This is a genomic window from Chryseobacterium sp. MHB01 (assembly GCF_034651565.1).
Classification (GTDB): domain Bacteria; phylum Bacteroidota; class Bacteroidia; order Flavobacteriales; family Weeksellaceae; genus Chryseobacterium; species Chryseobacterium nepalense.
In genome coordinates, this window is record NZ_JAYEDA010000005.1 from 1 (window position 1) to 23379 (window position 23379).

The 23379-nt window shown below is 36.8% G+C and carries 19 protein-coding genes; 7 read left to right on the forward strand and 12 right to left on the reverse strand.

The genetic code is table 11. The features are described from left to right. Window positions 1-297 precede the first annotated feature (297 nt). Window positions 298-1089 (reverse strand): S1/P1 nuclease, encoded by a 792-nt coding sequence (locus U9K52_RS09455; RefSeq protein ID WP_322926121.1) that lies wholly within the window; start codon window positions 1087-1089, stop codon window positions 298-300. Window positions 1090-1405: 316 nt separating this feature from the next. Here U9K52_RS09455 and U9K52_RS09460 point away from each other — a divergent pair, with 316 nt between their 5' ends. The 4 genes from U9K52_RS09460 to U9K52_RS09475 all read left to right on the forward strand — a co-directional run bounded on the left by U9K52_RS09460 (window position 1406) and on the right by U9K52_RS09475 (window position 5959). Then, window positions 1406-2347: a hypothetical protein gene (locus tag U9K52_RS09460; protein WP_263603130.1), complete on the forward strand. Its 942-nt coding sequence runs from the start codon at window positions 1406-1408 to the stop codon at window positions 2345-2347. 55 nt (window positions 2348-2402) lie between these two features. Continuing rightward, a complete protein-coding gene (locus tag U9K52_RS09465; protein ID WP_322926122.1) occupies window positions 2403-3317 on the forward strand; it encodes a TssN family type VI secretion system protein in 915 nt (304 codons plus the stop codon). 12 nt (window positions 3318-3329) lie between these two features. After that, window positions 3330-4469, forward strand: coding sequence for a hypothetical protein (locus tag U9K52_RS09470; RefSeq protein WP_322926123.1), 1140 nt, complete (start codon window positions 3330-3332; stop codon window positions 4467-4469). A 311-nt stretch (window positions 4470-4780) separates the two neighbouring features. Further along, window positions 4781-5959 (forward strand): aminotransferase class V-fold PLP-dependent enzyme, encoded by a 1179-nt coding sequence (locus tag U9K52_RS09475; protein ID WP_322926124.1) that lies wholly within the window; start codon window positions 4781-4783, stop codon window positions 5957-5959. Window positions 5960-6123: 164 nt separating this feature from the next. Here the strand turns inward: U9K52_RS09475 and uvrA are convergent, their stop codons facing one another. Further along, entirely contained in the window at window positions 6124-8916 is a 2793-nt protein-coding gene (gene uvrA, locus U9K52_RS09480; protein ID WP_322926125.1) for an excinuclease ABC subunit UvrA, read from the reverse strand. A 350-nt stretch (window positions 8917-9266) separates the two neighbouring features. Here uvrA and U9K52_RS09485 point away from each other — a divergent pair, with 350 nt between their 5' ends. Then, entirely contained in the window at window positions 9267-11078 is a 1812-nt protein-coding gene (locus U9K52_RS09485) for a TonB-dependent receptor plug domain-containing protein (protein ID WP_322926126.1), read from the forward strand. Window positions 11079-11153: 75 nt separating this feature from the next. Beyond that, the gene (locus U9K52_RS09490) at window positions 11154-11876 is read left to right on the forward strand and encodes a DUF2490 domain-containing protein (protein ID WP_248393432.1); all 723 of its coding nucleotides are present in this window, start codon (window positions 11154-11156) and stop codon (window positions 11874-11876) included. A gap of 55 nt (window positions 11877-11931) precedes the next feature. Here the strand turns inward: U9K52_RS09490 and U9K52_RS09495 are convergent, their stop codons facing one another. The 10 genes from U9K52_RS09495 to U9K52_RS09535 all read right to left on the reverse strand — a co-directional run bounded on the left by U9K52_RS09495 (window position 11932) and on the right by U9K52_RS09535 (window position 22203). Next, the gene (locus tag U9K52_RS09495; protein ID WP_248393434.1) at window positions 11932-12378 is read right to left on the reverse strand and encodes a phosphohydrolase; all 447 of its coding nucleotides are present in this window, start codon (window positions 12376-12378) and stop codon (window positions 11932-11934) included. A 102-nt stretch (window positions 12379-12480) separates the two neighbouring features. Then, on the reverse strand, window positions 12481-12762 hold the full coding sequence (locus tag U9K52_RS09500) for a hypothetical protein (RefSeq protein ID WP_322926127.1): 282 nt from the start codon (window positions 12760-12762) through the stop codon (window positions 12481-12483). A 157-nt stretch (window positions 12763-12919) separates the two neighbouring features. Beyond that, a complete protein-coding gene (locus tag U9K52_RS09505; protein ID WP_248393436.1) occupies window positions 12920-14698 on the reverse strand; it encodes an acyl-CoA dehydrogenase family protein in 1779 nt (592 codons plus the stop codon). A gap of 18 nt (window positions 14699-14716) precedes the next feature. Then, window positions 14717-14848, reverse strand: a complete 132-nt coding sequence (locus U9K52_RS21285) for a four helix bundle protein (protein WP_263603123.1) — start codon at window positions 14846-14848, stop codon at window positions 14717-14719. A gap of 53 nt (window positions 14849-14901) precedes the next feature. Continuing rightward, window positions 14902-16080, reverse strand: a complete 1179-nt coding sequence (locus U9K52_RS09510) for a thiolase family protein (protein WP_248393437.1) — start codon at window positions 16078-16080, stop codon at window positions 14902-14904. Between the two features lie 136 nt (window positions 16081-16216). Continuing rightward, on the reverse strand, window positions 16217-18610 hold the full coding sequence (locus tag U9K52_RS09515; RefSeq protein ID WP_322926128.1) for a 3-hydroxyacyl-CoA dehydrogenase/enoyl-CoA hydratase family protein: 2394 nt from the start codon (window positions 18608-18610) through the stop codon (window positions 16217-16219). A gap of 102 nt (window positions 18611-18712) precedes the next feature. Beyond that, window positions 18713-19162 (reverse strand): MarR family winged helix-turn-helix transcriptional regulator, encoded by a 450-nt coding sequence (locus U9K52_RS09520; protein ID WP_248395005.1) that lies wholly within the window; start codon window positions 19160-19162, stop codon window positions 18713-18715. A gap of 163 nt (window positions 19163-19325) precedes the next feature. After that, window positions 19326-20249 (reverse strand): ABC transporter ATP-binding protein, encoded by a 924-nt coding sequence (locus U9K52_RS09525; protein ID WP_322926130.1) that lies wholly within the window; start codon window positions 20247-20249, stop codon window positions 19326-19328. Window positions 20250-20661: 412 nt separating this feature from the next. Continuing rightward, complete coding sequence (locus U9K52_RS09530) at window positions 20662-21633, reverse strand: iron ABC transporter permease (protein ID WP_248393440.1); 972 nt, start codon at window positions 21631-21633, stop codon at window positions 20662-20664. Between the two features lie 15 nt (window positions 21634-21648). After that, window positions 21649-22203: a TlpA disulfide reductase family protein gene (locus tag U9K52_RS09535; RefSeq protein WP_322926131.1), complete on the reverse strand. Its 555-nt coding sequence runs from the start codon at window positions 22201-22203 to the stop codon at window positions 21649-21651. A gap of 28 nt (window positions 22204-22231) precedes the next feature. Between U9K52_RS09535 and U9K52_RS09540 the strand changes: the two genes are divergently transcribed. Next, window positions 22232-23356 (forward strand): flavin reductase family protein, encoded by a 1125-nt coding sequence (locus tag U9K52_RS09540; RefSeq protein ID WP_248393442.1) that lies wholly within the window; start codon window positions 22232-22234, stop codon window positions 23354-23356. Window positions 23357-23379: the final 23 nt, after the last annotated feature.

A 23379-nucleotide genomic window follows, 5' to 3' on the forward strand; every position in this document is an offset into this window, starting at 1 on the left:
CATTTTTTTTTTTTTTTTTTGTTGGGGGGGGGGGCCCCCCCCCCCCCCCGAAAATAATAAAAATGAGCTTAAACAAAGCTTCAATCGGGGCTAGGGTGGTAGTTATCCTATTAAATGTAAATTAGTAACCACATCCACAATATTTGTCATCCTGAAAAGATCTAACCAAGCTTAAAAAATTACGTTGAGATGCTTTCAGCATGGCAAATTACAGGTAATAGATAAAAAAAAGCGAAACCGAAGTTTCGCTTCAATATTATAACAAATAGTAATTGACTATTCACATTAAGTTCATCTTTAAAAAAGATCATTTAGCCATTTTGCCAGTCGTAATCCACCATATAAAAGTTGTCTTTCCATCGTATTAGTGAATTTATACTGATAGTCATAAGACAATTTGGAATCATTTGGGGTCTGTGCATAAATTGTATTGGCAATTTTATGAGAATCATACAGCCAGTCTTCAAGAGTACCTTTCTGGATTTCCTTTACTTCTGCATCAGATTTAATGTCTAACAATGTTGCATACTCGGTGTAGCTGTATTTTTGAGAATCTACGAGTTTTCCATCCCAGACAGAATGCAAATTGGTCTTATCTCCAAAGTAAGTAACATTAATTTTATTTCCTCCCAGATCTTCCGCTCTCCCTACATGCAAAGGCTGCGCAAGATCACCCATAATATGAATAAGGAAAATCAAAGCAATTTTTCTGTCTTTCTCAGCAGTTTTTTCATCTTTGATCTGACTGGAAAGAACATTCACCTGAGTATATAAACTTGGTCCGGCTTGTCCTTTCAGTTTTTCTTCAAAAATTTTGAAATCAGTCTGCGGATCGATATTTACATAATGCCACGATGAAGCCTGCTTCCAGGCACCTGTTGTATCAGATTTAATAAAATCCGGCCAGTTGGCCCAATAAGCCAGCCGTTCTCTCCCCATCATTTTTTTAATTTCCCGCCTTGCTTTCCCGGAAAGGTGATTTTCGGCAATTTCCGCAATAATTCTGTGTCCTGTCAATCCCCACGCATATGAATACAGCGAAGATGCCATGAACGCTAAAACCAGAATTTTAGAATAAATACTTTTCATTGTAAAATAACATTTTCAGGATGCAAAGATACGGTTAATTTTGAGGTTAAAATTAAGGTAGAGAAAAGGAGTGGAAGATTTAATCAAATCTTAATTTCAATTTTAGATTAAGGTTCGGTCAAGGATAAGGTAGGTTAAATTTAGTGTGAACTAATTTATTCATGTAATTTAATCTCAACCTCAGTCTTAACCTTATTTTTGCCGTTTCTTCTTTTACTCGTAATTATTTACTATTTTAGAATAAAATTAATCAACAATTATTTTTTCAATAATTTGAGATATAGTATTTTTATAAGCCAAAATCACAGCAGACACTATGTATGAGAACAATATTGTAGAGATGCATTACAATAAACTGCAGACAGATTTCAAAGCAGAAGCTGTAGCAGTAAACCTCTTGAAATATCACAGAGCAGTAAGCAATATATTTATCCAGCGAATCGGCATCAATGACCGGGCCTATCTTAAAGACATTAAAAGTATTACCAGCGATTACCTTGGTTTCGACGAAGAAGTGTTTATTATAGAAACCTATAGGGAAGGTATCTACGATTATCTGCCGGAAGGACTTTTCCACCCGCCATCTTTGGGCGCAACGAGGAAAAACGTGGAAAGTGTCGTGAAGGAAATCCGCAAACAGAAAAGGGTAGAAGAAGATGCACGAAAGTTCTTCAGGCCTTTTGAACTGGAAATTTTTTTTACCGAAGTAAGTGCTTTGCTGAAAGAATTCGACTTTGAAATTGCCAGTGATACCGATGCTCTGTTGAAAACGGTAAGTGAACTCTGGCCGCTTGTAAAAATGATGGATAAACAAAACGCCTATATATTCATCCATATTTTGCCTTTTTTTAATCAGATCCGTGGAGATAAAGCATGGTTTGAAAGGTGCATGACCGCTTTTCTGCAAATTCCTGTTATGGTAACCTTTGCTCCAAACATTATCGATGGTGTAGAAGAGAATGATGACTCTATGTTGTTAGGGAATTCCCGCCTCGGCGTAACTTATATTCCGAGTGGGAAACATATGGACGGACAGAGAAACTGGGTAGTTAATATCGGCCCTATTCCTTATGGGGAAATGAAAAAATATATCAATGGCAGCCCGTTCCGGAAAGTACTGAATGCCATGTATGATTATTTCCTTCCGGTAAGTGTGGATATTGAAGAGAATTTTATCACCGAAAAAGAAGCCTTTTCATTCGCTCTGGAAGATGATGAAAGAAATTCAAACCGACTTGGATACTCTACATTCCTCTGAAAATTTTTAACTATATTTACTAAACCAATTAAAAATATTAATTCGAAAAAGACACATGGAAATTTCTTCAGTAAAGGGAATCTTTTTAAGGTATATTCTCATGCCTTTATTTGCGGTTATTATGATGGTAATCCTCGGAATTATCAGAAGAAATAAGCCTGCGATAAAAATAAAAACCATTATCATCTATGTTCTGCTGTGCAGTTTGTGTCTTGCCATTCCGGGATTTTTCGGCTTCGCGGGAAATCTTTTCAATCCGTACTGGTATCTAATTGCACAAATCATTTATCTGGTTCTGGGAATAATACATGTGAACCTTTCAGACAAATATTTTAAAAAACATTTTAGTTCTTTAACGAAAAGCATATTATTTGAATCCATTTTATCCGTTACCTGTGTCGGTTTTGGAGGATATTTGTTTTATTTAATATTCAACTGGATGAGTAAAGGTACAGGATATCCCATAATGGCCGCGACAAGTATTTTAATATTCCTTGTTCCGCTGGTTTTCCATTACTGCTATGTTCAGTTAATTAGTATTCCGGTTGATATATATAAGACCTGGCGCTATTCTCCGGAACAGAAACTACCGGACTTTGAAGGAGCAGATTTCGACAGGCTGATGGTTCTGAATGTTGAGCTCAGCAAAAATCTTGAAGATGCCAACAGATTTCGGATTAAAGCCAAAACATTGCCTACGGGAATTACTTTCGGAGATTGGTTTTACAGGGTAGTGGACGATTACAACCACAAAAACCCGAATTCCGTGATTCATTTATCAGATCAGCAAAACGAATCATATTATTGGATTTTCTATACGAAAAAGTCATTCTTCAGCTTTAGAAAATATATTGATTTTGAACAGGATATCACAGAAAACAGGATTTCTGAAAACGATGTGGTGATCTGTAAAAGGGTCATCCAGCATGAGGAAGAAGGAATAAGAAGAACACAATCTCACACCATTTAAAAAATATTGAATATGATACAGCCTATTAAGCATTTTGCCATCAATTGGGTTGACGGGATGAAGGTTTCCCAGAGACATCTTAACGATCAGGATAATTTTTTAATCGATACCATCAGAGATTCCAGTTCATTGGGAATCACCGCATATAACTATGGGCTTTTGCCTATTTCAAACGAATTTACAGACCGTAGTATTTTTGATGTCCACAATACGGCTACTAATGATGTACAATTGGTCATCAAGCGTTGCAGCGCAGTAACGCTTGCCGGTTACAGAATTGAACTGATTGACAGAAGAGTAAGTGTAAAATCTCTTGCAAAACTCATGAATGATGAACAGGCAGATGGCGATTACTATATTTTAATTTCCGTAAATCCTTTTGATAAAGTGCCGTTTGGAGATATTGACCCCGAAGAAATTCCGCCGCGTCACCCGAATACACAGCCGAACCATCACATTGAACTGCTTCCAGTAACATCGCTCAACAGCAGCTATTCCGGAGGAAATTACCTTATCATTGGCAAAGTAGATCTCAAAGGAAATATTGCCCAGGTAGATTCTAACTTTATCCCGCCATGTACTTCGGTTCAGAGCCATCCCGCACTGCTGGATTATTACAATACTTTTGCAAAGTCCGTCGGGAATCTTCAGCAATATACCTTTAAAATCATTCAGAAGGCATCGCATAAAAACCAGAATACTGCTCTTGCGCAGAACGTTAAGTTTTTATGCAATACCATGATCAATACATTTGGGGATATGTATTTCCAGTTCAGGAATATTACACCATATCAGCCGCCGGTATTTCTGATTGAATCTTTTGCAAAGCTGGCACTGCGTCTGTACAATGCAACCCAGGTCCTTGTTCCGGCTGAATTGGAAGAAATGCTGAACTACAGTCTGGAATGGAGCGAAATTGCACCTCACACTTTACTGAATCAGCTTTCTATTGTAGCAGAAACCAATTACGATCATCACAACTGCGGCGAACCGTTGATCTATATTCAACAAATGCTGAGAAGCCTTGAAACAATTTTCTCCAAATTAAGCGAACTTGATTATATCGGTCAGCGAAAAGAAAATATCATTGTTAATGAGCAGGAAGTATCCAACAATAACAATCCTAAAAGAGGCTGGAGTGTTTTAGATTAATGCTGAAATATTCTTTAAAAGATAGTGATCCCGAAATTTGTTATTCGGGATTTTTCATATAAAAAATTGTTTTAAACTTTCTATCTAACCACAAAGACCAAAAAGATTATTTTAAAGTTCTTATTAGATAAATAATGTTCTCAAAGATAAAAATCAGAGATTTTTAAAAACCGTTGTCCTCTTTATCTTCATATTAATTAACTTTAAATATTAAATATCTAAATCTGTTGCATCTTTTGCGGTTAAATTTAAAATCAACTTAAACAGTTAAACAAAATTACAATCAAATAAGATTAAAATCATTTTTACAAATGAATACAGAAAAAATACGACAGGATATCAGAGGGCTTTCGGACGGAAAAATTTTTCTCAATAATGCAGGATCGTCTTTAATGCCATCAATCGTAGTAGATGCAATGAAAGAATATCTTGAACTGGAAGAACAGATAGGAGGGTATGAAGCAGCAAACAGAAATTCAGAAGCTCTGGAACAATTCTATGATGAAACGGCCAGATTGATTAATGCAAAGCCTTCCAATATTGCTTTTGCAACCAGCGCTACCGAAGCTTATGCTAAAGCCTTATCCAGCATTATGTTTGAAGAAGACGATGTTATCATTACCACTGCAGACGATTATATTTCCAACCAGATTACTTTTATCTCACTCCAGAAAAAATTAAAGGTAAATATAATAAGAACTAAAAATCTTCCCGATAATGAGCTGGATCTTGAAGACCTGGAAAATTTAATTAAAAAATACAATCCGAAATTAATTGCAGTTACTCATATCCCGACAAATTCGGGATTAATCCAGAATGTGGAATGTGTCGGAAGACTCTGTAAACAATATGATGTTTTATATCTGGTTGATGCATGTCAATCGGTAGGTCAGCTTGCTGTAGATGTTGAAAAAATAGGCTGTGATTTCTTATCGGCAACCGGCAGAAAATTCATGCGAGGACCAAGAGGAACCGGCTTTTTGTATGTTTCAGACAAAGTCTTGGAACAGAATTATGCACCGCTACTCTTGGATATGAGAGGTGCCGACTGGACGGAGTTTAATAATTATGAGCTATTTAAAACAGCAAAAAGATTCGAAAGCTGGGAAATTTCATATGCCTCGTTAATGGGCTTTACAAAAGCTTTACAATATGCCAACAATATAGGATTGAACGCGATTGAACACTACAACAGAGGATTGTCTGAAAGATTAAGGGAAAACCTAAAAAACAGCGGCTTTAATGTCTGGGACTGGGGTGAAAACCTGAGCAGCATCGTCACTTTTTCCGGTCCGGATGGTGATCTGGAAAAAATTCAGCATGTTTTGAAAGAGCATAATGTTTTCTTTTCAGTAACGCATAAAAACTCCGCTTTAATAGATTTTGCACGGAAAAATATTAGTGGGATTGTACGGTTGTCACCGCATTATTTTAATACCGTTGAAGAAATTGATGTTGTCTCTAATGTTCTGAAAAGAGCTTTTTTTTAGATAGAATGAGGCTTCGACAGGCTCAGCCTGACAACGCTTAAACAATACCCTAAGTATTTCATAATGTAATCATTAGTTTGTTGAAGGATTAATTGTAAGATAAATATTTTTCCTGCGCTAAAGTAATCACTCATAAAAAAGAGAGCCTTTCGACTCTCTTTATATTATTGTTCCAGCTTTTCCTTAATGTATTTTGCCGTGTGCGATTTTTTATTTTTGGCAAGATCTTCAGGAGTTCCTGTAAATACTACTTCACCGCCGTATTTTCCTGCTTCCGGACCGATATCAATGATATAATCGGCGGATTTTATAATATCCGGCTGATGTTCAATCACAATTACCGAGTGGCCAAGATCAATCAAAGCCTGTAAAGATTTCAGTAATTTTTGAATATCATGGAAATGCAGACCTGTGGAAGGCTCATCAAAAATGAAAAGCGTCTTATCCGTTGTTACTCCTTTCACCAGGAAAGATGCCAGCTTTACACGCTGCGCTTCTCCGCCCGAAAGAGTAGAAGAACTTTGTCCCAGCTGCAGATATCCCAATCCGACTTCCTGTAACGGCCTCAGTTTGGTTACAATTTTATCTTCATGATTGTCTTTGAAAAATTCCAGCGCGTCATCTACGGTCATGTGAAGAATATCGGAAATATTTTTTTCATCATATTTTACTTCCAGAATTTCACTTTTAAAGCGGGTTCCTTTACAAACCTCACATTCCAGTTCGATATCTGCCATAAACTGCATAGATACATTGATTACCCCTTCTCCTTTACACTCATCACATCTTCCGCCATCAACATTAAAAGAGAAATGTTTCGGTTTGTAACCCATCATTTTTGCTACTTTTTGTTTCGCAAAAAGGTCCCTGATGTCGTCATACGCTTTAAGGTACGTCACAGGATTGGAACGTGAAGATTTCCCGATCGGGTTCTGATCGATCAGTTCAATATGTTTGATGAGTTTTTTAGGAAAATCAACAGAGTCATAATCTCCTTTTTTACCGCCCATTCCCAACTGAATCTGGATGTCATTCGTAAGAATTTCCTTCATTAAGGTAGACTTTCCGCTTCCTGAAACTCCGGAAATAACGACAAGATTTTCCAAAGGAACATCTACATCAACATTTTTAAGGTTATTCTGACGGGCTCCTTTAATGTGAATCCACTCTTTCGCTTTCCTGCGCTCTTTAGGAATTTCTATTTCCAGTCTTCCGGTGAGATATCTGGAAGTTAGCGTATCTGCACTTTTCAATTCTTTATAGTCTCCTGCAAATACAAGTTCGCCTCCCAAATATCCGGCTTCCGGACCGATATCAATAATATAATCTGCCGCTCGCATTACATCTTCATCATGCTCAACAACTATTACGGTATTCCCGAGATCCCGAAGGTTTTTCAGAACACCGATCAGGTTTTCCGTATCTCTTGAATGCAGCCCGATAGATGGTTCATCAAGAATATAAATAGAACCTACCAGTGAGCTTCCAAGGCTCGTTGCCAGATTAATCCTCTGGCTTTCACCACCTGAAAGTGTGTTAGAAGTACGATTCAGCGTTAAATATCCCAATCCGACCTTTAATAAAAATTCAAGACGGGTTGTTATTTCATACAATAATCTTTTGGCTACTTCCTGATCATGATCGGAAAGTTTTAAGTCTTTTATTAAAGAAAAAAGTTCATCTAAAGGAAGTTCGATCATCGACTGGATATTATGTCCGCCAACTTTTACCCAGCTGGTTTCTTCGCGCAGTCTTAATCCTTCACATGTAGGGCAAAGCGTTTTTCCGCGGTATCTGGAAAGCATTACCCGATATTGTATTTTGTATAAATTTTCTTCAAGCATCCTGAAGAAATTGTCAATGGATGGGAATGTACTTTTTCCGTCACCTTTCCAAAGGTATTTTTTCTGCTCTTTGGTAAGCTGGTGATATGGTTTATGAATCGGGAAGTCTTTGGCCTTTTTAATAAAGTCTTTTTTCCACTCGCTCATGCTTTCTCCTCTCCAGGAAGCCACCGCATCCTCAAAAATGGAAAGCGCCTTATTCGGAACTACGAGATCTTCATCAATTCCGATTACCTTTCCGTATCCTTCGCAGGTAGGGCACGCTCCATAAGGATTATTAAAGCTAAAAAAATGAACATTCGGCTCCAGGAATTCTATTCCGTCCAGTTCAAATTTATTGGAAAACTCTTTTACTTTTCCGGTATCTGTATTCTTCAGGTAACAGTATCCGCGTCCTTCGTAGAAAGCCATCTGGATAGAATCTGCAAGACGTTGCAGGAAACTCTCATCTTCTTCGTACGAAAACCGGTCAATCACCAGATTGATTTCCATATTCTTTTCGGGAGTAAATCCGAAGCTTTCCAGATCTTCTATTCCGGCTACATTACCATTGATTTCAAGTCTGGTAAATCCTGCTAACTTCAGAACATTAAGACTTTCAGCAAAATTATCGGCATCATAATCCAAAGGAGCCGTTAATAAAAATGATGAATCCTTTTTGGATGATTTAATAAAATCTACCACATCAGAAACCGAATCTTTCTTTACTTCTTCTCCGGAAACCGGTGAAAACGTTTTGCCGATTCTTGCAAAAAGCAGCTTCAGATAATCATAAATTTCCGTTGAAGTTCCTACTGTAGACCTCGGGTTGGAGGAAATTACTTTCTGCTGGATAGCAATAGAAGGGGCAAGACCTTTAATATCATCAACTTTCGGTTTTTCCAGTTTACCTAAAAACTGTCGTGCATAAGAGCTGAGACTCTCTACATATCTTCTTTGTCCTTCCGCATAAATGGTATCAAAAGCCAGTGAAGACTTTCCGCTTCCGGACACTCCTGTAATGACAATTAATTTATTTTTCGGGATAAGAACATCAATGTGTTTCAGATTGTTAAGATGTGCGTTCTTAACGAAAATCTGTTTTTTAATATCTATATCTGTTGTTTTAGCCATAGTAAAATTAAGACTAACAAAATTACGAAATTTTGGCGGATTTGTTAGGGTTAATGAGATCCAAATTCTCTAAAGGATTTTTTGAATATTTTTGCATGTATTTAACATAATTTTATTTTAAAAACATTGCATACTGTTATAAAATTATCTAACATTGCAGGATCAATGTAATTAGATATGAGAAAGTTCTTAAGAGATCTGATTGCACATTTGATGAGAAAAAGATAACAACGATAATTCCAAAAATGCAGTTTTTAGAAGCTGCATTTTTTTATGACAACTATCATTTGTAAGTATTCGTGAACTCCATTACTTTTGGCATCACAAATAATTAGCTATAAATCTGACATATGATACGAAAAGCAGGAAGTATTTTTTTTCTCGCAACCTTATTTTTTGCACAGGCACAGGAAAAGTCTACCGATATTGAAGCCATTGAAATTCAGGGAAAACTTTTTTCCACCCCATACAAAAGTGCCAACCAGAATATCTCGGTGATCACCAGAGAGGAAATTATTAATTCTCCTGCGAAAAGTATCGATGAAATCCTGCAGCAGGTAACGGGAATGGATATCAGAAGGCGAGGGGCCAATGGAGTGCAGAGTGACATCGGTTTTCGGGGAAGCTCTTTTGAGCAGGTTCTTTTGCTTCTTAACGGAATCCGGATGAATGATTCCCAGACCGGCCATAATTCGATGAACCTTCCTGTCGACCTCAGTGATGTAGAAAGAATTGAGGTGATAAAAGGTCCTGCAGCAAGGCGTTTTGGGCAAAATGCCTATGCCGGAGTCATCAATATCATTACCAAAGTAAATCTTGGAAAAAGGGTGAAAATAAATGTTGAAGGCGGAGATTATCAAACCTATGAGCTTGGATTCAACGCGCAGGTTGGAAATGAAAAATTTTCCAATTCGTTACAGGCTAATTCTTCCGGGTCGCAAGGCTATATGTATAATACGGATTATGAAATCAGGAATGTTTTTTATCAAAGCAAACTGAATATAAAAGACGGAAATATAAGGCTTCAGGCAGGATTTTCAGAAAAAAAATTTGGGGCTAACGGATTTTACGCTTCAAAAGCGGCAACTGAGCAATATGAAGAAGTGCAGGCTTCCGTGATCAGCCTTGCGCATCAGCAGACCTTTGGAAGATTAAAATTAAATTCAAATGTATATTGGCGAAGAGGTCAGGACATGTATTTATTTAACCGACAGAAGCCTGAAATTTACCGCAATATGCATATCGGAAATAATGTGGGAGGGGAAGTCAATTCAGGCTATGACTGGTCACTTGGAACAACAGGAATTGGTGTTGAACTAAGAAAAGAATTTCTGGCAAGCAATAATCTGGGAGAAAGAAACCGTTTTGTTTCTCAGGTGTTTTTCGAACATCATTTTTCACTTTTAGACCATAAACTGAATATCAGTCCGGGAATATCATGGGCCAATTATTCTAATGAGGGAAACTTTTTCTATCCGGGACTGGACATCGGATACAGCTTTAACCAGAATAACAAAGTATACGGAAATATTGCCAAGGTACACCGTATTCCGACCTTCACCGATCTTTATTATACAAGCAAAACCGAACAGGGAAATCCTGATCTTCTACCTGAAAATGCAGTCTATGCAGAAATCGGGTACCAGTTTCAGACCAAGAATATTTTAGCTAAAGTAAGCGGTTTTTTAAGAGATACCAATGACGCTATTGATTGGACAAAGATGAAACCTGAAGACCCGGTATGGTATGCCCGAAACATAGGAGAAACTACGGTAAAAGGAATTGAGGTAGAATTCAATCACCAGTTGAAATACTGGCTGAAATATACTATTGGCTATACCTACCTTGATAACAGATTAAACAAGCCCGCAGATTTTTCGGCAAGATATTTATTAGATAATTTAAAGCACCAAATTATCGCGAAACTAGAAACACGCTTCCTGAAAAATTTCACGAATGAAGTGGTCTATCGTTATAACGAAAGGCTGAATAACGGCAGTTACAATCTGGTAGATGATAAATTAAGTTTTGTTAAAAAAGATTTCTCCGTGTATGTTTTGATTAATAATTTAACAAACACCTCATATACAGAAACATTCGGTGTTGAAATGCCACAAAGATGGTTTCATATAGGATTATCTTACAATTTTAATATTAAATAATTGTTAACTATTAATGAATCAAAGTTAATATTAACAAATTGTTAATTAATTTACATTTGCAAAAATTTTTTTCAGATGAAATTGTCATTCGGTTTAGGTTTGGGGTTATTTTTAAGTGTAATATCCCTCAAAGCACAGGAACATATTTCCAGCTTTAATGCATTGACCATTACCTATAAATTTCATCCGAAGTTTTTTCTATACGCTGAAGGACAGTCGAGAGGAATCCAGGAATACACGTATCCGGATTACTATGAAATAAAGGGCGGACTGGGTTATAACCTTACTAAAAATCACAAGCCTTTTATCGGATTGGGAAGATATGCCACTTACAAGGACCAAAAAATTAATAAAGAAGAATTCAGGGTCTGGCTTCAGGACGTCATTGATTTTAAAAAAGGCATCGTGAAATTTGAAAACAGGCTTCGTGCGGAAAAAAGCTGGTTCTATGAACCTCAAACCGACAAAAGCTCTGAAAGAATGCGCTACAGATACCGTCTGAACATAAGTGTGCCGCTGAATGCAAAAGAAGTGAAAAAAGGAACTGTTTTCGCCAATGTGTATGACGAAATTTTCCTTGTAAGCCCGATGAAGCCTACTTTCGCCAGGAATAGGGTATATGGCGGTTTCGGCTATCAGATTGACGACTACTTCGGTGTTCTCGGCGGTTATTTATGGCAGAGGGAATTTGAAGCTTCGGGAAATAAAAATTTCCACTTTGTATATTTGGCTTTAAACGTTAATATCGACGGGACGAAGCATCCCAAAAAGACCTATGACTTCCCTGGTGCGGATTAAGCTGTTTTCTTAATTCTTATTACAAACTGGTTAAATTGGATATTAGCAGTCCCTATCAATATTTTTCAATAAGATAATGATAGGCCTTAAGATATTTGTTAAATCTTTTGATGTCTTTAGGAGTCAGCTCTCGGTTTACTCTTCGAAGATCCATATTATCCCTTAAATCATTAAGTTTTACGGCAACGGCTAATGGTGAACGCTCGGTTCTTCTTACAAAATCGTCATACTCTTCATCCGGGTCAAACTTAGTAAGGCAGCTGATCGCAAAAATGATATATTCCGGAAAGCCTTCGCCACGCAGATAATCCAGGCTGAATTCCTGTGGATGGTCTTCAACAACATCATGGAGAACGCCTACGATTTTTTCATCCAACGTTTTTCCGTATTCCATGACACGCATGACATGGGCAATATATGGTGCATGGTATTTATCCGTCTGTCCTTTATGTGCCTTGTCGGCTATTTTTATTGCTCTGTTGAGCAGTTCTTCTTTTGTCATCGTTAATAAGTAGAGTACAAAAATAAAAAATGCCTCAACATCTGAAACATTTTTTTAATAATAATTTTGTGTATTACACATGCCGGCCTAATTCAAATATAATTATTTATTATCCGAATCTTTTTCAGGTATTATAGAATTAAGCATCTTATAATCCGTAGTATCTTTTCTTTTGTCTTTGAGTCTGGAATATACCGACTCATCAGGTTTTGCAGAAGGCATTTTGTATATTTTTCTTTGAGGATCGGACGGCTTCATTTCTTTATCGGGGAAATAAGACTTCTTGTATTTCGTAGTATCATGGGGTATCAGAAGTTTCTTTTCTTTCTGCTGTCCCGAAGCAGACACTGCAAACAATATAACCGGAAGTACTAGTATTTTCATCAGTAAAAATTTTTAATATTAAACTATAATTAGGCATAGTAAAAACAACTTAAATCTTATTTTTATTACATTCTACACTTCATTTTGGTATTCTTTGTTGCAATAAAAAAGCGTCTCAACATTGAGACGCCTTGAAATCAAATTTATATATAAAAGACTAATAAGCTCCTTTTTCAATATAATGGGCAGCAATTTTTTCTGTTAATGCCACTACATTCGGATGGTTGGTATATTTTGTAAACCTTCTTAATCCGGACAGCATCATTCTCTGCTCATCGCCTTCAGCGAAAGAAACAATTCCTTCTTTTGCTGCAGTAATGATTTTTTCAACGGCTTTGTAAAGATTCAGCTGAGCCATTGCTGCTTCTACAGAATCCGGTGAGAAATGTTTTTCGGCTCTCAACACTGTAGATTCTGCCATATAGATCTGGTTAAGAATTTCAGAGGCATTCAGTAACAAATGCTGCTGTTTTTCAATATCCATCATATATTTCTGAAGCGCAGCACCTGAAACCATTAAGAATACTTTTTTAAGATTGGCAATGATTGCTTTTTCTTCACTCATAAAAGCAGAGTAGTCAGGAACCTCAAACGACGGAATTCCCATCAGTTCTTTGCTGATTGCCATCGCCGGAGACAATAAGTCTAATTCTCCTTTCATTGCTCTTTTGATCAGCATTCCAACGGCAAGAAGTCTGTTGATTTCGTTGGTCCCTTCATAAATTCTTCCGATTCTTGCATCTCTCCATGCAGATTCCATTGGAGTATCTTCTGAGAATCCCATTCCTCCATAGATCTGGATTCCTTCATCTGCTGTATTTTGAGTAAGATCTGAAACAAAAACTTTAAGAATCGATGCTTCTACCGCAAACTCTTCAACACCTTTTAATTCAGCTTGCTGATGATCCATTCCGCCTGCAACTAATTCTGCAATTTTATCTTCAACATTTTTTGCCAAACGGTAAGATCCCGCTTCGCTTACAAAAACTCCGGTTGCCATTTCTGCAATTTTCTTTCGGATTGCTCCGAAAGTTGAGATAGAAACGCCAAATTGTTTTCTTTCATTTGAATATTGAATAGAGTGGTTTAAGATCCTTCTTTGTCCGTCAAGATTAGCTGCCGCCAACTTAATTCTGCCAACATTCAATGCATTTAGAGCGATTTTGAAACCATTATTTCTTTCACCCAACATATTTTCAACAGGAACTTTCATATCATTGAAGAAAACCTGACGGGTAGAAGACGAACGGATTCCTAATTTATGCTCTTCCTCACCGAAAGTTAAGCTTTCAGGATTTTCAAGTTCAGAACGGTTGATGACGAAACCTGTGATGTTTTTATCATCATCTATTTTAGCAAACAAAGTGAATGTATCCGCAAAACCTGCATTGGAAATCCACATTTTTTGTCCGTTGATGATATAATGTTTTCCATCCTCAGATAATTTCGCTCTTGTTTTTCCAGAGTTGGCATCAGAACCGGCATCGGGTTCCGTTAAACAATAAGCTCCGAATTTCGTTCCAGTAGCCAGATCCGGAAGATATTTCTTTTTTAATTCTTCACTTCCGTAAAGGAGGGTTGGAAGTGTTCCGATTCCAGTGTGAGCTCCGTAAGCTGTTGCTAATGAACCATTTCCTCCCGAAACATAGTCGCAAGCCAGCATTGTGCTTACGAATCCCATTCCAAGACCGCCGTATTCTTCAGGAACGGTGATTCCAAGAAGTCCCATTTCTCCTAGTTTACGCATTGTTTCTTCTGTTAATGCATAATCTTTTTTCTCAAAACGATCATGATGCGGAACGACTTCTCTGTCTATAAATTCTTTCGCAGAATCGCGAAGCATTTTCTGTTCTTCATTCAGTTCTTCAAGACTGAAGATTTCGTTTGCAGGAATTTCTTTAATTAAGAATTCACCACCTTTTACTATATTTCCCATTTAATACTTGATTTTTATTTATTTTTTTGAGACTTTTAGATAATCAGATAAATATTTTCTATGATTTGCTAACAATATTTGTGTCTGCAATTCAAATGATGAACCTAAAGAAATATTAAAAAAATGACTAAAAGATTTTTTTATAATCATTCATCATTTCTTGTGTTTAATCTATTATCTATCTGTCTATTCTCTTTTTATCTTTAAAGCAATTCAAAAATACTTGCTGCTCCCTGTCCTGTTCCTACGCACATGGAAACCATTCCGTATTTGTTTCCGCGTTTTCTCATTTCGTCAAGAAGCTGAACGGTTAACTTCGTTCCGGTACATCCAAGAGGGTGACCCAAAGCGATTGCTCCTCCGTTTACATTGAGAATATCCGGATTTAAGCCTAATTCTTTTTTAATAGCAACAGACTGCGATGCGAATGCTTCGTTTAACTCTATTAATTCAATATCTTTTAATTCTAAACCTGCTTGTTTTAAGGCCTTTGGAATAGCGTATATAGGTCCCATTCCCATGATTCTCGGTTCTAATCCTGCAGCTGCATAAGCAACCAATCTTGCTTCCGGCTCAAGACCCAATTCTTTTACCATCTCTTCACTCATAACCATCACAAAAGCTGCTCCGTCACTCATCTGAGAAGAATTTCCGGCGGTTACGCTTCCACCATTAGCAAAAACAGGTCTTAATTTTGCAAGACCCTGCAGAGACGTATCAGCTCTCGGACCTTCATCTACTGAGAAATCGAATTTTTTAGACTGTATCTTCTGATTTTCATCCAGAAAATTATATTCAACAGGAATCGGAACAATCTGACTGGCAAATCTGCCTTCCTGATTGGCTTTTAAGGCTTTCATATGAGATTCAAAAGCGAACTGGTCCTGTTCTTCTCTCGTAATATTATACTGTTTAGCCACTTCTTCAGCAGTATAGCCCATTCCCCAGTAATAATCGGGGTTTGTTTTGGCAATATCTGTTTCAGGAACAGGTTTATATCCTCCCATCGGAATGTATGACATCGATTCTGTACCTCCGGCAATAATGCAATCTGCCATTCCGGCCTGAATTTTTGCAGAAGCAATGGCAATCGCCTCACTTCCTGATGCACAGTATCTGTTTACGGTAACTCCAGGGACTTTATCGGTGTTTAAACCCATTAAGGAAATCAGACGTGCCACATTTAAGCCTTGTTCAGCTTCGGGCATAGCGTTTCCTACAATCAGGTCATCGATTCTGTTTTTATCTAATTGCGGAAGTTCAGCCATTAATTTTTCAATTACGGTTGCCGCCATTACATCGGGTCTTGTGAATCTTAAACTTCCTTTGGGTGCTTTCCCAACGGCCGTTCTGAACCCTTTTACGATATATGCTGTTTTCATTTGTTTAAATTATTTCGGATTTACACCGGTTTTCACCCGATGCTATTTTATTTCGCCCTTTCCGGGCTCAAAAACTTTAGCTTTTATCAATTTTATATTATTCTGCTATTAACAGTTCGCTCCTACGAAGCTTCTGTTAGTTTCTCAACGGTTTGCCATTTTGCAACATATATTGAATTCTCTCTAATGTTTTTCTTTCTCCGCAAAGCTGCAGGAAAGTTTCTCTTTCAAGATTCAATAAATACTGTTCTGTAACCACAGTTGGTTCGGAAAGATTTCCTCCCACCATGACGTAGGCTAATTTGTCTGCGATTTTCTTGTCATGTTCGGAGATATAATTTCCGGTAAGCATCTGGTCGGTTCCTACATAGAACATTCCAAGCGCATCTTTACCTAAAACTTTTACCCTTTGTTCGATAGGCTGTGTGTAACCATGTTCTGCTAAGCTTTTAGCCAGCATTTTTGCGGTTTTAATCTGCGTTCTTTTATCAACTGCCACGATATCTTTTCCATGTTCAAGAATTCCCATGTCGTACGCTTCATAAGCGGAAGTAGCTACTTTTCCCATCGCTATATTCATGAAAGCATCACGCAATCTGTTGTTTTTCACATCATCATTGTGGAATTCTCTTGAAGTTCTCAAGGTCAATTCCTTAGTTCCTCCACCGCCGGGAATAACACCAACTCCGGTTTCAACCAGTCCGATATAGGTTTCCGCTGCTGCAACCACTCTGTCGGCATGCATGGTCATTTCGCAACCGCCACCCAGTGTCATTCCGTGAGGAGCAACAACTACAGGAATAGAGGAGTAGCGAACTCTCATCATTGATTTCTGGAAATAAGCGATTGCCATGTTCAGATCATCCCAATCCTGCTCGATAGCCATCATCAGAATCATTGCTAAATTGGCACCTACAGAGAAATTGGTTCCCTGGTTTCCGATTACCAATCCGTCATATTCTTTTTCAGCTAAATCAATCGCTCTGTTTAATCCATCCAGAACTTCGCCTCCTAAAGAGTTCATTTTAGAACGGATTTCAAAGTTGATGATTCCGTCGCCCAAATCTTCAATAGCGGCACCAGAATTACTCCAAAGTGTTTTATTCTTTCTGATATTATCTAAAATAATAAAAGCATCCTGTCCCGGAATATTGTTGTATTCACCGGAGTTTTTATCAACGTAAATGCTTTGTCCTTCATCATTAACTTTATAAAATGTTTCTACATTTTTAACCCAGTCTGAAACTTCATAGCCTGCATCTTTAGCCAATTCCACACCTTTTTGAACGCCAACGGCATCCCAAATTTCAAACGGACCATTTTCCCATCCGAATCCGGCTCTCATGGCATCGTCTATTTTGTAAACTTCGTCAGAGATTTCAGGAACTTTATGAGAAACATAAGCGAACAATGCACCTAAAGATTTTCTGTACAGTTCTCCGGCTTTATCTTTTCCGCCGATCAATACTTTAAATCGGTCAATTGGCTTGTCAATTGTTTTGGTTAATTCCAGCGTCGGGAAAGAAGATTTCCCCTGAAGTTCATATTCTAAAGTATCAAGATTTAACCCATGAATTTCAGATTTGCCTTCTGCATTTTTTACCTTTTTATAGAAGCCCTGTTCTGTTTTAGATCCCAGCCACTTGTTATCAACCATTTTCTGAATGTAATCCGGAAGTGCAAAGACATCATTAAAATCATTAGCTTCAGCACCGCTTTGGCGAACACCGTTTGCTACCATAACCAAAGTATCCAGACCTACAACATCAGCAGTTCTGAAAGTTGCAGATTTCGGACGGCCAATTACAGGACCTGTCAATTTATCAACTTCGGAAACGGTTAAACCTAATTTCTGAACATTGTGAAGCAAATCCATCATAGAAAAAACGCCGATTCTGTTGGCAATAAATGCAGGTGTATCTTTTGCTAAAACCGTTGTTTTTCCTAAAAATTTAGCACCATAATTCATGTAGAAGTCAATTACTTCAGGAAGTGTATCATGAGTTGGAATAATTTCTAAAAGAGGAAGATATCTTACGGGATTGAAAAAATGGGTTCCTGCAAAATAATGTTTGAAATCCTCACTTCTTCCTTCTGTTAAAAAATGAATGGGAATCCCTGAAGTATTGGAAGAAATTAATGTTCCTGGCTTTCTGAACTGTTCTATTTTTTCATAGACCGACTTCTTGATATCCAATTTTTCAACAACTACTTCAATGATCCAGTCGGTATTTTTTATTTTAGGTAAATCATCATCGAAGTTTCCAACTTTAATTCTGTCAGCAAATTTCGGAGAATAGAGCAGGGCAGGACTCGCTTTTTTAAGTTTTTCAAAGTTTTCCGAGGCAATCCTGTTTCTTACTGCCTTATCATCTTTGGTCAAACCTTTTTTCTGTTCCGCTTCAGTGAGTTCAAAAGGAACAATATCGAGCAACGACACCTGAACGCCAATATTGGCAAAATGCGCTGCAATACCGCTTCCCATAATTCCTGAACCAAGAACTGTGACGTGTTTGATTCTTCTTTTCATTTGATTTATTATTTGTAATTGTTTAATTTTATTGCTATTCTGAATGGCGAAAGCTCCCGTTATGTATTTAAAAGATCCTGTTTGTCAGAAGACCTCTTTACATTATTTCCTGTTGTTTAAATCCGTAGCGATCTTCATAATTTCATTCATGACTTCCTTAAAAGTTTCGAGCTTTTCAGGAGCAATTTTCTCCATGATTCTTTTATTGAAGTTAACCACTACTTCTTTAGACATATTTCTTGACTGAAGTCCTTTATCAGTAAGTTTTATGATAACTTCTCTTTTATCGGTGGTCGTCTTTTCTTTGTAGATATATCCATTATCTTCAAGAAGTTTGATAATTCTTGTTAAAGATGTAGGTTCAATTGCCATTTTGGGACCAAGATTTGTACTTCTTGTTCCTTCTTTAGGATCTATTTTAAGAAGAGTGAGTGCCTGAACAGCCGTAGAATCGTGTTCCTGAGCCATTTCAGTGTACATCTTTGAAACGGCAAGCCAGGTTTGTTTGAGAATTAGATCAACATTTTCTATTTTATCTTTTTTATTATCCATCATTTTCATATCAAGGTTTAACCAAATATACTAAATATTATGCATGCATAGCATTTATTTAAGTTAAAATTTGTTAACACATTGATAATAAAAAGATTAATTGATATGACGCGCATAATACTATGCATGCATAATATATCAATTTAATATAAAAGAGAAAGTATTAATGAATGGTTTTTAATAAAATAACAATATCTTCAAAAGATTCACATTGGTGAATGTCTGCAAATCCTGAAATCGTCCACTGTTTATTGTGTAATTCAAACGTGAATCTGGAAAGATCTTTTCTGAAATTTTTCTGTAGTAATGAAAACAACATTTCTTTGTACACATCCGGAGCAATGATATGTGGCGGAACAAATTCCGGATTGATCTCAAAGAGTGTAGCACGGGTAAGTTCTTCATGCTGCAAAAGAATATCCTCCACCATACCGGTATATAAATTTTGATCTTTTACATACCATATTTTATCGGCAAATTCTTTAGCAAGCCTCCAGTCGTGAGAAGAAAACAGGATAAGTTTATGATGTTCTTTGGCTAAAGAACGAAGTGTTTTGAGAATAATGATTTTATTTTTTTCATCAAGATGCGTTGTCGGTTCATCAAGAATGATAACGGGAGAGTTTTGTGTAATAGCCCTTCCGATAAATGCTTTCTGCAGATTTCCATCCGAAAGGTTTCCGAGCGGCGTATGTCTATACTGAACCAAATCCAGTTTTTCGATAATATGTGCGACTTCGTCTCGGTCTTCTTTTTTAAGTTCAAAATAAAAAGGATAATAAATATATTTTCCCAATGAAATCAAATCTTCAACCGTATAATTCTGAGGAATAACCGAACTTGAGAAAACAACAGCAATCTGCTCTGCAATTTCTTTTGCCGAAAGTTCTTTTATATTTTTGTCATTAATGCTGATTTCACCTTTAAGAAGCGGAATCTGGTGTAAAATGGATTTAATTAAAGTTGTTTTTCCGACCCCATTATTTCCAATAAGCAGACAGACCTCTCCCAGATTCAGATGGGTATCTGCATTTGAGATTAACGTTTTACTGTAACCGAGGTTTGCTTGTCTGATTTGTAGGTGCATTTTGTTTTTATTTTCCACGTATTTCGAGGATTTATTTTTACTTAGTTATATCATTTTTAACTGTGATAATGTATAACATTTAAAAAAATAACATCAAGAATAAAATTATCGGCATTAGGCTAAAAATACAATAGAAAAATTTTCTTTTTTTAATATTTATAATACTGTAAACAAATAAACACAGAGAACCAAAAAATGTGGCAGGTAGAGCGAACAATAGCCACCAACTGTGTCCCGATGAATAAACCCAGTGTTTGTCAAGACTCAATCTGAACATTTTTGAATATTCCAGGAAAATAAAACTAGATATAAATAAAATAATGTTTGCAATAATTAACCGTCTGTATATTTTAATGTTCATCATATTTATAGCTATGATTTGTTTAAACATTTAACAATTGATAATTCATTTTCATACTTTATTCTGCTTCAAAAGCATTCCCAAAATCACAGGAATTCCAAAGACTGAACTTATTACATTCAACGGAATCTGCGTTTTTTCTGCGATTATTGAGAAGATCAACATGATCAGCATTCCTAAAAACATGTTTAAAATCCATTGCTGCCAGAGTTTTGCCGGATTATAAATTAATCTGCAGAAGTGTGGAACAATAATTCCTATAAACAAAACAGGACCTAAAAAAGCGGTTACCGAAGCAGAAAGCAGGGATGAAGCAACAATAATGAATATTTTAAGCTGGTTCAGATTAACTCCCAGGCTCTGCGCATACGATGTTCCCAACGAATTTCCGATTAAAGGTTTTATACTTTTAAAACAAACCCATAAACCCACTGAAACTAAAACTGACAATACATAAATCTGATTCCTTGAAACCATATTATTCGCCCCGAAGGACCACAAAATATAATTTTTTAAACTTTGATTTTCTGCATACAATTGTAATAGAGAAACAACGGCTCCGGAAAAGGCAGAGATCAGAAAACCGAAAATAATTAAATAAGATTTATTCTGAAGTTTTTTGGTGACAGAAAGAAAAATCAGCATCATCAGTAAACTTCCTCCAATGGCAGAAAAGCTTAAAAAGCTGTTCTGGAGAATCTCCGGAATCAGCAGATCATGTGAAAAAAAAATGTAAAACGCCACCGATAAACTTGCCACAGAAGTTATACCCAGAATATCCGGCCCGGCAAGAGGATTCTGAAAATATTCCTGCATCAGAAACCCGGAAGTCGGAATAGAAATTCCCGCCAAAAGCATCATCAACACGCGGTTTACACGAATTTCCGCAATCTGGCCATTTGCTGATTCTGTAAAAAAGTCCTGAAGATCTAAACTTAAAAACCCCGTATTCAGGTTAATGATTGCTGCCAATAAAATGGCAAGAAATAAAACCAAACACAGGATTTTAAATTGATCTGACATAAAAAGTCTGATGTTTTATTTTAAAAGAGAATTGATTTTTTCGGTAAGCTGTTCTTCACTTATCATTCCTAAAGTTTCATCGGTCTTGTCACCTCTTCTCATAAAAGTAAAAGGAATTGCGCCCCCATCCCAACTTTTAAAATTAGTTGCAAAAAAATCACCTCCAAGAAGCTGTCCGTCAAGCAGAACTGTGTTGTTGCGGATTCCCTGTTCATCTACAAACTGGGGAACTTTTGTATTCCAGTCGGTTTTGCTGTCTACACTTACGAATGTAATTTTAACCGGCTTTCCTTTAAGTTCCTGTATTTTATTTTTAAAATGAGGGATTTCCTTCACGCAAGGTCCACACCAGGTGGCAAAAAAATTGGTAACGTATAAAGTGTCATTTTTTTTACCTAAAAACTCGGAAGTCTGTTCAGCAGTGTACATTTTTAAAGCAGCGGGAGCTTCTGTAGTTTCTGAGACAGAAGCAGAATCCTGCACAGCCATTCCGTCTTCTGTTTTAGCAGATTCTTTTTTACAACTGAAAACTGAAATCAGGAAAAGGGTGGATAAGATTATCTTTTTCATTATTTTTTATCTATTTTTGAATTGAAGTATGGAACAACAAATCTATAAGGGGAAACTTACAAAGTTTCATTGGCTAAAAATAACGAAAAAGGAAGAACTGACCAAAAATACTTTTTCTCTCGAATTTGAAATTCCCGGCAATATGAAAGAGAATTTCAGGTTTGAGGCAGGGCAGTTTGTCAGTATAAAATTCAAATCTCATGATGAAGATGTTATCAAAGATTATTCGATAACTTCCGCACCTTATGAAGAAAAAATAGCGTTGGGTATAAAGATAAATTCATCTGAAGGAGATGCTGCAGAATTATTCAGAAATTATCATGTGGGAGATCTTTTGTTGATAAGCGAACCTGCCGGAAGATTCACACTGATTTCCAAGCCAAGTGAATTCAGAACCATTGTAGGCTTTGCAGCGGGTATAGGAATTACCCCTATTCTCAGCCATTTTAAAAACATCCTGCATAATGAGCCCAGAACAAGGCTTTTCCTGTTCTTCGGCAATCAATCTTCTGAAGATATGATTTACCGTGAGCAACTCGATACTCTTGCCCGGAATTATGGCGACAGGCTCCAGATTTTTTATTTCTTTTCCAAAGAAAAACAATCAAACAGTTTATTCCACGGAAGACTTGATGATAAAAAGCTGAGTCTTATCATCAATCAGATTCTGCATCTGGATGATACCGATGAAGAATCTACGATCTGGGATGCCGTAGACGAAGTACTGATCTGCGGAAAAGGGGATATGATTAAAACACTGGCCAACGCATGTTATCACCACGGAATCCCCAAGAATAATATTCATTTTGAGCTTTTTGAGGAATATAATGACGATATTTATCCTGTGGAAAAAGAATTTCCTGTCATCGAAAATATTGATGTAGAGTTTTCCATGCTCGGAAAAAACTATTTTACTGAACTTCCGGATAATAAGGAGAGAATATTGCAGCAATTGCTGATTCAGAAGTTTGCCGTACCGTATTCCTGTAAGTCGGGTATCTGCGGAAGCTGCGAGTGCATTCTTGAAGAAGGTGAAGTAGAGCTGCTGGAAAATGAATATCTTACGGAAAAAGAAGAAGAAAAAGGACATATCCTGGCTTGTATGTCTATTGCTAAAAGCAAGAAAATAAAGCTTAACTTTGATCTGAGTTGAGAATAATAAGAAACATATTTAAC